This window comes from Nissabacter sp. SGAir0207 (assembly GCF_005491205.1).
Taxonomy (GTDB): Bacteria; Pseudomonadota; Gammaproteobacteria; order Enterobacterales; family Enterobacteriaceae; genus Chimaeribacter.
Window position 1 is genome coordinate 2,545,808 of sequence record NZ_CP028035.1, and the last position, 13,026, is coordinate 2,558,833.

Sequence of the window (13,026 nt, forward strand, 5' to 3'; positions counted from 1 at the left end):
CCCGGCGCGCCCGCCGCAGCCCCTATTGGATATCCGCGTCATCAAAGCTGAACAGGGTATCCGGCATCATGTAGAAGCCCGTCAGCCGTTTGTTGTGCGCCGAAACCAGCCGCTCGGTGGCGAGGAAGGCCCAGGGCGCGTCGGCCCAGATCTTGTCCTGCGCATCCTTGTAGAGCTTCGCTTTCGCCGCCCGGTCGGTGGTCGCCAGCGCGCCAGCCAGATCCTTGTCCACCTGCGGGTTGCTGTAGAAGGCGGTGTTGAACTGGGTCGGCGGCGCGGACTGGCTGGCGAACAGCGGCGTCAGCGCCCAGTCGGCCTCACCGGTCGAGGCTGACCAGCCGGTGTAGAACATCCGTACCTTGGCCTCTTTCTGGCCGACCGCCTCCACCTGCGCCGCGCGCTGACCGGCGTCCATCGCCGTGACCGTCACCTTGATGCCCACCTGCGCCAGCTGCTGCTGGGTGAACTGCAACACCTTCTGCGCGGTGCTGTGGTTGTGCGATGACCAGAGCGTGGTGGTGAAGCCGTTCGGGTAGCCCGCCTCTTTCAGCAACTCGCGCGCCTTGGCCGGGTCGTAGGGCCACGGCTGGTAACGGGCGGCGTAGTCGATGCTCGGCGGCACCGGCCCCTCGGCTGGCACGGCGTAGCCCGCAAAGGCGACCTTGATCAGCGCCTCTTTGTTGATGGCGTAGTTGATCGCCTGACGCACCTTCAGGTTGTCAAACGGCTTCTGGGTGACGTTGAAGCTGATGTAGCGTTGCAGGATCGAGGGGGTCGCCACCAGATCCAGCTTGGCGTTGTTCTTCAGGATGGCGGCCTGCTCATAGGGGATCGGGTAGGCAAAATCGGCTTCGCCGGTCTGGAGCATCGCGGCGCGGGTGTTGTTGTCCACCACCGGGCGCCAGGTGATGCTGTCGAGCTTCGGCAGGCCCGGCTTCCAGTAGCCGTCAAACTTCTTCACCTTGACGAAATCGGTCTGGTTCCAGGCGACAAACTGGTAGGGGCCGGTGCCGACCGGGTGGAAACCGATCTCCTTGCCATACTGCTTCAGCGCCGCTGGCGAGATCATCACCGCCGACGGGTGCGCCAGGTTGTTGATAAAGGCGGAGAATGGCGCTTTCAGCGTGATCTTCACCGTGGTGGCGTCCACCGCTTCGGTGGAGGCGATCATCTTGAACAGGTTGTAGCGCTTGAGGCGGTTGTCCGGGTTGCTGGCGCGATCCAGGTTGACCTTCACCGCCTCGGCGTTGAAGTCGGTGCCATCCTGGAACTTCACCCCCGGATGCAGCTTAATGGTGTAGGTCAGGCCGTCGTCGCTCACCTGATAACTGTCGGCCAGCACGTTCATCAGCTTCATATCTTTGTCGAAGCCAAACAGCCCCTGATAGAAGGACTTGGCCACCGCCTGCGACAGCGAGTCGTTGGCGTCATAGGGATCGAGCGTGGTGAAGTTGGAGCCAACGGCAATGGTGGCATCCTTGGCCGCCCAGGCGGGGGCGGCGGCCAGTGCGGCCAGGATGGCACCGGCCACCAGCGCGCGTTGGGTTGGGGTCTGCTGGGTCATCTCTCTTCTCCTGGGGGTTATCCCTGTCAGTAAGCACCTGCAATCGGATGGCGCGCCACAAAGTGGCCCTCGCCGACCTGCACCAGCGGGGCGACGATCGGCTCATCGCCCACCGCCCGCACCGGGCTTGGCATCTCATCCACCAAAAGGGCCTGCTCCGGTCGGCGATGCGCCGGGTCGGCCACGGGTACGGCTGCCATTAATTTGCGTGTATAGGGGTGTTGCGGGTTTTCGAACACGGCGCGGCGCGGGCCAATCTCCACAATCTGGCCGAGGAACATCACCGCCACCCGGTGGCTGATGCGCTCCACTACCGCCATGTCATGGGAGATAAACAGGAAGGCGATGCCAAACTCGCGCTGCAAATCCATTAATAAGTTGATGATCTGCGCCTGAATGGAGACATCCAGCGCCGAAACCGACTCGTCGGCGATCACCACCTTGGGGTTGAGCGCCAGTGCGCGCGCGATGGCGATGCGCTGGCGCTGGCCGCCGGAGAACTCATGCGGGTAGCGGGCGGCGTGCTCTGGCAGCAGCCCGACGCGCTCCAGCAGCGCGGCGACGCGTGCCTCGGCCTCCCGCCCACGCGCCACGCCATGCACCAGCAGCGGCTCCATGATCGAGTAACCGACCGTCAGGCGCGGGTCGAGGGAGGCGTAGGGATCCTGGAAAATGAACTGGATATCGCGCCGCAGGTGTTGCAGCGCCGCGCCGTGCAGGTCAGTGATACGCCGCCCATCGAAGGTGATGCTGCCGCCCTGGCTCTCCACCAGCTGCAGCAGCGAGCGCCCGGTGGTGGACTTGCCGCAGCCGGACTCGCCGACCAGCGCCAGCGTCTCGCCGGGGTAGAGGTCAAAGCTCACCCGCTCCACCGCGTGCACCCGGCGGGTGACGCGGTTGAGCAGGCCACTGCGGATGTCAAAGCGCGTCACCAGATCCTTAACCTGCAACACCGGCTGCGCCCGCGCGGGCACCGTGTCCTGTGGCAGGGCGAACTGGTCGCCGGGGCGGCCCTCGGCGTTCAGCAGGTCAAAGCGCGCCGGGAAGGTGCGGCCACGCATCGCCCCCAGCTTCGGCACCGCCGCCAGCAGCGAGCGGGTGTAGGGGTGGCGCGGCGCGGCAAACAGGCTGTTGACGTCACTCTGCTCGACGCTCTGGCCGCGGTGCATCACCAGCACCCGGTCGGCCACCTCCGCCACCACGCCCATGTCATGGGTGATGAAGATCACCCCCATGTGCAACTCCTGTTGCAGCACGCGGATCAGTTGCAGAATCTGCGCCTGAATGGTGACATCCAGCGCGGTGGTTGGCTCGTCGGCGATCAGCAGCGCTGGCTTGCAGGAGAGCGCCATCGCGATCATCACCCGCTGGCGCATCCCGCCGGAGAGTTGGTGCGGGTAGCGATCCAGGATGTTGCGCGCCTCAGGGATGCGCACCTGATCGAGCATCCGCAGCGCCTCCTGCCGCGCCCCCCGGTGATCCCGGCCCTGATGCAGGCGGATGGACTCGGCAATCTGCTCGCCGACGGTGAACACCGGGTTGAGGGAGGTCATCGGCTCCTGAAAGATCATCGCCATGTCAGCGCCACGCAGGCTGCGCAGCGTGCCGGGGGCGGCCTGCGCCAGATCGAGCACCTGCCCGCGCCGACGGCGGAACAGCAGTTGCCCTTGGTCAATCACGCCGCCGCCCTGCTCCACCAGCCGCATCAGCGCCAGCGAGGTGACGGACTTGCCGGAGCCGGACTCGCCAACAATCGCCAGCGTCTCGCCGCGCCGCACATCAAAGCTGAGCTGGCTGACCGCCTGCACCGGCTGGCGACCGGTGCGGAAGCTGACGCTGAGATCGCGCACCGCCAGCACCTGATCCTCTGGCAGCGTGGCAGCCAACGAGGCGTGGGCGGCGTTTACCGGTTTACTTCCGCCGTTCAACGCATCGCCCCCGCCACCGGCGCGGCCGGTGGCCGCCCTGCCCGGCCGGAGGGGGAGATGGCCCGTGCGGCCAGCCCGTCATGAACGGTCATCATTGATCTCTGCATGAGGCCCTGCACCCTGTTAATCACTCAATCCATAAAAAACGCGCACGTTCTGGCGCGTCCTGACACAGTGTTTTCGTGGCTTAGCCAGCGCGACCAATCCGTAGGCGGAATGATCGTCATATAAATCAGTGTGGCACTGAATGGCTGGGACTGCTTTTTTTTGACTATATTTAGCCGCGCCGGCTAAGTAAAGCAGAAACTTAGCCGGCGTTATGCGGATATTTACGCAAGTTATTCAGGGAAATAGCGCGCGCCAGCGGGGAAGCGGCGCGGCGGGGATCAGGCGCAGCTTGCCTGCGGCAGCGACAGCTCGCGGTTGCTGATGATGATGTCCACCTCTGGCAAGGCGCAGATGCGTGCCACGCCCTGCCGCCACAGCTTGCTCTTGTCCATCAGCAGCAGCGACTGCGCCGCCCGCTTCACCAGCATCGCCTTGAACTCGGCATTGTGGTCGTTGGAGTCCCACAGCGTGCCCTGCTTGTCCAGCCCCTCGCAGGAGAACATGAACAGGTCAATCTCATAGTGCTTGATGAGCGACAGCAGCGCCGGGCTGCGGTAGACCTCCTCCTTGCGCAGCAGCTCGCCGCCGGTGCAGACCACGCTGACATACTGGCGGCGCTCCAGCTCGCGCACCACGCGGGCGCTGTTGGTCAGCACCGTCAGCGGCACATCTGGCAGCTTGCGCGCCAGGTGCCAGCAGGTGGTACTGGCATCCAGCGCCAGCACCATGCCAGCCTCAATATAGGCCAGCGCCTGGCGGGTGATATCATCCTTGTCATGGAGGTGGCTTTTCACCCGGCGGGTGAAGGGGATGCCAATGTCATCCTGCTGGATGATGCGCTTGGCCTTGCCGTGGCGGCGCAGGATCAGCCCCTGCTCCTGCAACTCGCTCAAATCCCGGCGGATCGTCTCCCGGCAGACGCTCAGCTGTTCGGAGAGCTGGTTTACGCTCATCACATCCTGTTCGGCGATCAATTTCAGCAGTGCTTCATGGCGGGTGTTTTTCATGCTCCGGTCAATCTCCACGTCGGCAATGACTCCGGCAGCATACTCTGTGGCGCATGACAATTTGGGGATCGGAACGGAATTATGGAATGGGGATCACGGTTTTGCCGGGCAACATCAGGCAGGTGGCAGGAAAATGCCCCGGCAGGCGGGGCATGGGCAGATCAGGCGTCCGGGTGGGATTTCAGCGGCTTGCCAGCAAACTCGCGCGCGTTGAACAGGGTGTCTGTGCCGCGCTGGTCGCGGTTGTCCGGCATCCCGAGCTTTTTGCGCAGGGCGATAAAGTCATGCATCGAGGCGGCGTTGACCTGCTGGATCGGCAGGTTGAGCTGGGTCGCCAGCAGCAGGATGCGGCAGTAGGAGTCCACGTTCTCCAGCTTCCAGTAGGCATCCTCCACATGGTTGCCCCAGACGATCACGCCGTGGTTCTCCATGAAGATGCACTGGTGGTCTGGCGACACCGAGCCAACGTTGTCGGCGTTCTCCGGCGTGCCGGGCGTGGCGTACTTCGCCTGCACCACTTCGCCAAAGAAGATGTCCGGCTCTGGCATGATGCCGGTCGGCGGCACGCTGCCAGTGATGACAAAGGCGTTGGCGTGCACCGGATGGGCATGGACGCAGGACTTGGCGGCTGGTACGCGGCTCATGATGCCGAGGTGGGTCTTGATCTCGCTGGTGGAGGGGCGTTTGCCCGCCTTCTGGCGGCCCGCCATGTCCACCAGACACATGTCATCCGGCGTCATGAAGCCCTTGCTGATCAGCGTGGGGGTGCAGAGCACCAGGTTGTCGCCGACGCGCACCGAGATGTTGCCGCCGTTGCCATCCACGTAGTCTTTCTGCCACATGCGCTGGCCAATGGCGACCATCCGCTGTTTGATCACCTGAAGCGCGTCGCTGTAGAAAAACTGATTTACCTCCTGCGGGGTCTGCGGGTCTTTGCCCTCTTCCCAGTGGAACTCCAGCGTCGGTAACGGGGGGGAAATTGACCAATCAGATTGACTCATCGCTGTACTCTCTTTGGTTTGTGGCTGGGGGCCGCCGGGGGCGGCGTCAATAGGGCTATGCTATGCCGCTGCCGCGCCGCTGGCACCCCTGCCGCGCCAGTTCGCCGCTTTCCCCCGTGCTTTGTGACCAAAATCACAGGATTTCGCCCCGCGGGCCGCCGATTTCGCCGCGCGCCGCTGCCCGCTTTCTCTGGCCGCCGGGCAAAACGGGGTGACCGGCCAGATTGGTCAGCCCGGCGTTCTCTGCCATAATGGGCAGATTCCCCCGATTTTTTGCCGCCTGCCCTCCCGGCGCGGCCGCCGTACAACGGAGTAATTGATGACCCCACAACACCCCCACCTTGCCGGTTTGCTGTCGTTGGATGACGCGCTGGAGAAGATGCTCGCGCAGGTCAGTTGCCAGCGCATCGCCACCCGCATCCCGCTGGCCAGTGCCGCTGGCCACATCACCGCCGCCGAAGTGACCTCACCGGTGCAGGTGCCGCCGTTCGACAACTCCGCGATGGATGGCTACGCCGTGCGCGTGGAGGAGGCCGCCAGCGGCCAGCCGCTGCCAGTGGCGGGCAAGGCGTTCGCTGGCGCGCCCTTTGACGGCGAGTGGCCAGCGGGCCACTGCATCCGCATCATGACCGGCGCGCCGGTGCCGCCGGGCTGCGAGGCGGTGGTGATGCAGGAGGAGAGCGAGGTGACGGATCAGGGCGTGCGCTTCACCGCGCCGGTGAAGGCCGGGCAGAACATCCGCCGCGCCGGTGAGGACATTGCACAGGGCGCGACGGTGCTGCCGGTCGGCCGACGGCTGGGCGCGGCGGAACTGCCGCTGCTGGCGTCGCTGGGCGTCACGGACGTGGCGGTCTATGAGCCACTGACGGTGGCGGTCTTCTCCACCGGTGACGAACTGCAACCGGTCGGCACGCCGTTGCAGCCGGGCCAGATCTATGACACCAACCGCTTCGGCGTGCGGCTGATGCTGGAGCAGCTCGGCTGCCGGGTGGTTGACCTCGGCATCATCCCGGATGACCCGCAGGCGCTGCGCAAGGCGTTCCAGCAGGCGGACGCGGCGGCGGATCTGGTGATCAGCAGCGGCGGCGTCTCGGTGGGCGAGGCGGACTACACCAAAACCATGCTGGAAGAGTTGGGCGAAATCAGCTTCTGGAAGCTGGCGATCAAGCCGGGCAAGCCCTTCGCCTTTGGCCGCCTCAGCCAGTCGTGGTTCTGCGGCCTGCCGGGCAACCCGGTCTCCGCCGCCCTCACCTTCTACCAGTTGGTGCAGCCGCTGATCGCCCGGCTGGCCGGTCACCGTGACTGGCAACTGCCGCCGATGCTCAAAGCCGTCGCCGCCAGCGGGCTGAAGAAGCAGCCGGGCCGACTCGACTTCCAGCGCGGCATCGCCTTCACCAACGAGCAGGGTGAACTGGCGGTGCGCACCACCGGCCATCAGGGGTCGCACATCTTTAGCTCCTTCAGCCAGGCCAACTGCTTTATCGTGCTGGAGCGCGAACGCGGGTCAGTGGCGGAGGGCGAGACCGTCACCATCCAGTTCTTCAACGCCCTGCTGGGGGGCTGACCATGCACCCGGAACTGAGCGACGAGGAGACGCTGCGCTACAATCGGCAAATTGTGCTGCGCGGCTTTGACTTTGACGGCCAGGAGGCGCTGAAGGCCAGCCACGCGCTGGTGATTGGCCTCGGCGGCCTTGGCTGCGCGGCGGCGCAATATCTGGCGGCGGCGGGCATCGGTATGCTGACGCTGGTCGATTTCGATACCGTGTCGCTCTCCAATTTGCAGCGCCAGACGCTGCACAGCGACGCGCGCCTTGGCATGGCGAAGGTGGAGTCGGCGGCGCTGGCGCTGGCGGCCATCAACCCGCATGTGCGTATCCGCACCCTGAACCAGCTCCTCGAGGAGGAGGCGCTGGCGGCAGAGGTGGCGGCGGCTGACGTGGTGCTCGATTGCAGCGACAACGTCGCCACCCGCAACCAGCTCAACCGCGCCTGCTTCGCCACGCGCACGCCGCTGGTCTCAGGCGCGGCGATCCGCATGGAGGGGCAGCTCAGCGTCTTCACCTGGCACGAAGATGAGCCGTGCTATCGCTGCTTGAGCCGCCTGTTCGGCGAGAACGCCCTGACCTGCGTCGAGGCCGGGGTAATGGCCCCGCTGGTCGGCACCGTTGGCAGCTTGCAGGCGATGGAGGCGATCAAGGTGCTGACGCGCTACGGCGAACCAGCGACCCACCGGGTGCTGCTGTTTGATGCGATGACCCTCCAGTTCCGCAGCCTGAAACTGCTGAAAAACCCGCAGTGCGAGGTGTGCGGCGGCCACTAGCCGTCACTCATCATACAGCCCGGCATCCTTCACCGGGCTGTGGCCGGGGTGCAGACGCACCCGGCGCACCGACTCGCGCACCGCCAGCGTGCCGCCGAACAGCCAGTTGCCCACCGGTGCCTGTGGGCGGATCAGCCGCTGTTGCAGGATGTGCACCGCCTCCTCCCCCAGCTCATCACGCGGCACGTGCAGCGAGGTGAGCGGCACGTCATGGATCGCCGCCAGATTAAAGCCATCAATGCTCATCACTGACATATCCTGTGGCACCCGCAGCCCGGCCTTTTGCAGCGCGCTGACCGCGCCAGCGGCCATGAAATCCCCGCCCACCAGCAGCGCGCTCGGCCACTGGCCGCGCGGCGTGGCCGCCAGATAGTCGGCGATCAGCTGCTCGCTCTCGCGGGCGCTAAAGCCCTGCGCGGCGATCAGGTGCCGCGCCTCGTCAAACGGCAGGTTGTGCGTCGCCCAGGCGTCACGGATGCCCGCCAGCCGCAGCTCCATGGTGTAGCGCCGCAGGCAGAGCAGGTTCAGCACCGCCCGGTGCCCCTGCTCAAACAGGTAGCTGGCCGCGCCCGCGCCAATCAGCTGGTGATCGGGTGCCACGCCCGGCAGGCGCATCTTCTGGTCACGGCAGTTGACCAACACACAGGGCTTGCCGACGTTCGCCGCCAAATCGTGGATGTGCGGATCGTCAATGCCGATCAAGATCGCCGCCTCGCTCTCCGCCTCACTCATCTTCGCCAAAAACAGGTTGGCGTCGCTGTCGTGCTCCTCCAGCGCGCAGTAGCGCAGCCGTACCTCATGGGGGGCCAGCGCCTTGCTGATGCCCTGAATCACCCGGTAGTAGAAGACATCCAATCGCTCGTCGAAGGCACGCTGTGGCGCAAACACCACCAAACTGTTGAGCAGCAGCCGCCCGGCCGCCAGCCCCTGCAACACCCCGTTGTGCTGCGCGCAGGCCAGCACCTGCCGCCGCGCCGCCTCGCTGGTGTTGGCCTTGCCCGCCAGCACCCGCGACACCGTACTGATGGACAGCCCGGTCTGGGCGGCGATCTGGCTGATTTTTAGCTTTTTCTCCATTTTGTGATCTCTGCCCATTTGGCCAATGAAAAAATTTTCACGGTGGAAAAATGCGCTTTCCCTATGACATTTCCCGCTGCGTAAACCGGTTTTTACCGTAACGGTGAAAAAGCTTTCATAAATTCCGCTGTTGGTCGATTTATAACTCAATTAGTCTCGATTTGTCGAACAGCCTGCCCCGGCAATGCTGCGTCAGATCACATAAAAAAGATTAAATTCAAAAAGTTAAACCACTGATTGCCAAATTAAGTTGTTATACCAATCCGAGAATCATTGCTACGTGGAGACCCCCCATGAGTCATGGCATAAATCAGGATGTCACCGCCGTGAAGGCGAAACGCACCTTCCGCCACCTACGCTGGTGGGTGCTGGTGCTGTTTCTGCTTGGCGTTACCATCAACTACATTACCCGCAACTCCCTCGGCATCCTGGCGCCCGAGCTGAAGACCAGCCTCGGCATCACCACCGAGCAGTACTCCTACATTGTCGGCGCCTTCCAGCTCGCCTATACCCTGTTCCAACCGCTGTGCGGCTGGTTGATTGACGTGATTGGCCTGAAGCTCGGTTTCATGATCTGCGCCACCCTGTGGGCCATCATCTGCATCCTGCATGCCGGGGCCGGTAGCTGGCTGCATCTGGCGATCCTGCGCTTCTTCATGGGCGGCGCGGAGGCGGCGGCCACCCCGGCCAACGCCAAAACCATCGGTGAGTGGTTCCCGAAACGTGAGCGGCCAATCGCCGCCGGCTGGGCGGGCGTCGGCTTCTCCATCGGCGCGATGCTGGCCCCGCCCATCGTCTACTTTGCCCACGTCTCCTTCGGCTGGCAGGGCGCGTTCATGTTCACTGGCGGCCTGGCGCTGGCGTGGGTGCTGCTGTGGTGGCTCTGCTACCACAACCCGGAGCGCCACCCCAACCTGAGCAAGGATGAGCTGGCCTTCATCCAGCAGGACAACGAGCCGCCGCCGGTCAAGCAGCCGTTCCTGACCGCGCTGCGCAACGTGGCGAAGAACCGCCGCTTCTACGGCATCGCTATCCCGGCCTTTATGGCGGAACCGGCGTGGGCCGTGCTCAGCTTCTGGGTGCCGCTCTACCTCGCCAATGAGCGCGGCATGGATCTGAAACAGATCGCCATGTTTGCCTGGCTGCCGTTCCTCGCCGCCGACCTCGGCAGCGCCGCCAGCGGCTACCTGACCCGCCTCTACGTGAAGCTGTTTGGCTGCACCCGCATCAACTCGGTGGTCGCCAGTTCCGTCACCGGGGCCTGCATGATGGTGGCGCTGGCGCTGGTCGCCCTGACGGAAGACCCCTATATCGCCATCGCGTTGATCTCGATTGGCGGCTTCGGCCACCAGATCATCTCCTGCATGTTGAGCGCGCTGGTGGTGGAGACCTTCGACCGTGGCCAGATGGCGACGGTGAACGGGATGCGCGGCTCCGCCGCCTGGATCGCCAGCTTCCTGTTCTCACTGCTGATTGGCGTCACCGCCGACCGCATCGGCTTCAACCCGCTGTTTATCGCCATGGGCTTTTTCGACCTGATTGGCGCGATTTTCCTGATTGCCTTTATTGCTGAACGCCGCACCGCGCGTGCCTGAAATGGAATGTGAATGATGAAAATCCTGAAGAATTGGTCACTGCTGTCATCAGACGCCCACCACGTGGAACTGGCCGTGGAGGGCAGCCACCGCCTCTGCCTCTATGTGCTGGAGAGCGGCATGTTCCGCGTGCTGCTCAAACGCCGCAACCAGCTGGCGCTGGATCGCACCTGGAGTATCGCGCCAGAGGGGGAGACGCCGTGGGAGGGGCGGCCGCGCGAGAGTCTGGCGGGCTTCACCCTGCCCGGCTTTGAACTGGAGGAGATCGACGGCGGCCTGCGCGTCAGCACCGATCGCCTGCGCGTTACCGTGCACCAGCCGCTGTGGCTGGAGTGGCACCACCGCGACGAGGCTGGCGCATGGCAGCCGCTGGCCAGCGACCGCCCCACCAGCGCCTACCAGCTCAATGCCCACGGCGACGGCGTGGCGCACTACCAGCGCCGCTACCCGGAGGAGCGCTACTACGGGCTGGGCGAGAAGGCCGGGCCGTTGCAGCGCACCGGCAAGCGCTATGAGATGCGCAACCTGGACGCGATGGGTTACAACGCCGCCAGCACCGACCCGCTCTACAAGCACATCCCGTTCACCATCACCCAGCGCCCCGGCGTCAGCTTCGGCCTGTTCTATGACAACCTGAGCAGCTGCTGGCTCGATCTGGGGAATGAGCTGGACAACTACCACCTGCCCTACCGCCGCTGGCAGGCGGAGGCGGGCGACATCGACTACTACCTGTTCCTCGGCCCGCGCGTGCTGGATGTCACCAAGGCCTTTGTGCGCCTGACCGGCAAGACGTTGTTCGGCCCGAAATGGAGCCTCGGCTACAGCGGCTCGACCATGCACTACACCGACGCGCCGGACGCCCAGCAGCAGCTGATGCACTTTATCCGCCTCTGCCGCGAGCAGGCGATCCCCTGCGACTCGTTCCAGCTCTCCTCCGGCTACACCTCCATCAACAACAAGCGCTACGTCTTTAATTGGAACTACGACAAGGTGCCGCAGCCGGAGGTGATGAGCCGCGCCTTCCATGACGCAGGCCTGAAGCTGGCGGCGAACATCAAACCCTGCCTGTTGCAGGATCACCCGCGCTACCAGGAGGTGGCGGAGCGCGGGCTGTTTATCCGCGACTCCGAGCAGCCCTGCCCGGAGCGCTCCAGCTTCTGGGATGACGAGGGATCGCACCTCGACTTCACTAACCCGGCGGCCATCGCGTGGTGGCAACAGGGGGTCACCACCCAGTTGCTGGAGAAGGGGATCGACTCCACCTGGAATGACAACAACGAGTATGAGGTGTGGGACGGTGAGGCACGCTGCCACGGCTTTGGCCGCGAGATCGCCATCAAGCACATCCGCCCGGTGATGCCGCTGCTGATGATGCGTGCCTCGATGGAAGCGCAGCAAGCCTTCGCGCCAGAGAAACGCCCCTACCTCATCTCGCGCTCCGGTTGTGCCGGGATGCAGCGCTACGTGCAGACCTGGAGCGGCGACAACCGCACCAATTGGGAGACGCTGCGCTACAACACCCGCATGGGGCTGGGGATGAGCCTGTCCGGGCTGTACAACGTCGGCCACGACGTCGGCGGCTTCTCCGGCGACAAACCGGACGCCGAGCTGTTTGTGCGCTGGGTACAGAATGGCGTGATGCACCCGCGCTTCACCATCCACTCCTGGAACGATGACCAGACGGTCAACGAGCCGTGGATGTACCCGACCGTCACCCCGGCGATCCGCGACGCCATCGCGCTGCGCTACCGGCTGCTGCCCTACCTCTACACGCTGCTGTGGCAGGCGCATGATGAGGATGAGCCGCTGCTGCGCCCCACCTTCCTCGACCATGAGCACGATCCGCAGACCTTCGCCGAGTGCGACGAGTTCCTGCTGGGGCGTGACCTGCTGGTGGCGAGCGTGGTGGAGCCGGGCGAGCGCCAGCGCCGCCTGTGGCTGCCGGACAACCAGAGCGGTTGGTATGACTACTACACCGGCCAGTGGTACGCCGGTGGCCAGTGGGTCACCCTCGACGCGCCGCTGGAGCGCCTGCCGCTGCTGACGCGCGCTGGCAGTGCCCTGCCGCACAGTAGCCGCATCACGCACGTTGACGCGCAGGCCGATGACCAGCGCGAGCTGCGCCTCTACCCGCTGCGCGGCCACGGCGTCAGCCACGGCAGCCTGTTTGAGGATGATGGCGAGTCATGGGGCTACCAGCAGGATGAGGCGCTGTGGCTGACGTGGGAGATGGCCTGCACCGACACCGAGATCCGCCTCAGCTTCCAGCGCCGCGGCCACTACCAGCCAGCCTGGCAGGCGCTGCGCCTCACCCTGCCGGCCGGCGAGACCCGCCGCCTGCTGGTGGAGGGCGTCGAGGGCGACACCTGGCAGCGCTGAGACACAGGCATAAAAAAAGCCGGGGCATCCCCGGCTTTTTTACTT

Annotated in this window: 9 protein-coding genes; 4 read left to right on the plus strand and 5 right to left on the minus strand. The window is 64.8% G+C overall.

What is annotated here, in order from left to right:
• Nucleotides 1-22: 22 nt before the first annotated feature.
• The 4 genes from gsiB to C1N62_RS11230 all read right to left on the minus strand — a co-directional run bounded on the left by gsiB (nt 23) and on the right by C1N62_RS11230 (nt 5,608).
• Complete coding sequence (gene gsiB, locus C1N62_RS11215) at nt 23-1,564, minus strand: glutathione ABC transporter substrate-binding protein GsiB (RefSeq protein WP_137763709.1); 1,542 nt, start codon at nt 1,562-1,564, stop codon at nt 23-25.
• Nucleotides 1,565-1,590: 26 nt separating this feature from the next.
• The gene (locus tag C1N62_RS11220; RefSeq protein ID WP_137763710.1) at nt 1,591-3,492 is read right to left on the minus strand and encodes a dipeptide ABC transporter ATP-binding protein; all 1,902 of its coding nucleotides are present in this window, start codon (nt 3,490-3,492) and stop codon (nt 1,591-1,593) included.
• Between the two features lie 386 nt (nt 3,493-3,878).
• Nucleotides 3,879-4,607, minus strand: a complete 729-nt coding sequence (gene fucR / locus C1N62_RS11225; RefSeq protein ID WP_137763711.1) for an L-fucose operon activator — start codon at nt 4,605-4,607, stop codon at nt 3,879-3,881.
• Nucleotides 4,608-4,768: 161 nt separating this feature from the next.
• Nucleotides 4,769-5,608 carry a class II aldolase/adducin family protein gene (locus C1N62_RS11230; RefSeq protein WP_137763712.1) on the minus strand — a complete coding sequence of 280 codons (840 nt, stop codon included), beginning with the start codon at nt 5,606-5,608 and terminating at the stop codon, nt 4,769-4,771.
• A gap of 319 nt (nt 5,609-5,927) precedes the next feature.
• On the opposite strand from C1N62_RS11230, the gene moeA reads away from it, so the two are divergent.
• Both moeA and moeB read left to right on the plus strand, forming a co-directional pair.
• Nucleotides 5,928-7,172, plus strand: a complete 1,245-nt coding sequence (gene moeA / locus C1N62_RS11235) for a molybdopterin molybdotransferase MoeA (RefSeq protein WP_137763713.1) — start codon at nt 5,928-5,930, stop codon at nt 7,170-7,172.
• 2 nt (nt 7,173-7,174) lie between these two features.
• On the plus strand, nt 7,175-7,930 hold the full coding sequence (gene moeB, locus C1N62_RS11240) for a molybdopterin-synthase adenylyltransferase MoeB (protein ID WP_137763714.1): 756 nt from the start codon (nt 7,175-7,177) through the stop codon (nt 7,928-7,930).
• 3 nt (nt 7,931-7,933) lie between these two features.
• Here the strand turns inward: moeB and C1N62_RS11245 are convergent, their stop codons facing one another.
• Complete coding sequence (locus C1N62_RS11245; protein ID WP_137763715.1) at nt 7,934-9,007, minus strand: LacI family DNA-binding transcriptional regulator; 1,074 nt, start codon at nt 9,005-9,007, stop codon at nt 7,934-7,936.
• Between the two features lie 293 nt (nt 9,008-9,300).
• Between C1N62_RS11245 and C1N62_RS11250 the strand changes: the two genes are divergently transcribed.
• Entirely contained in the window at nt 9,301-10,602 is a 1,302-nt protein-coding gene (locus tag C1N62_RS11250; RefSeq protein ID WP_137763716.1) for an MFS transporter, read from the plus strand.
• 15 nt (nt 10,603-10,617) lie between these two features.
• Nucleotides 10,618-12,981, plus strand: a complete 2,364-nt coding sequence (locus C1N62_RS11255; protein WP_137764994.1) for a TIM-barrel domain-containing protein — start codon at nt 10,618-10,620, stop codon at nt 12,979-12,981.
• Nucleotides 12,982-13,026: the final 45 nt, after the last annotated feature.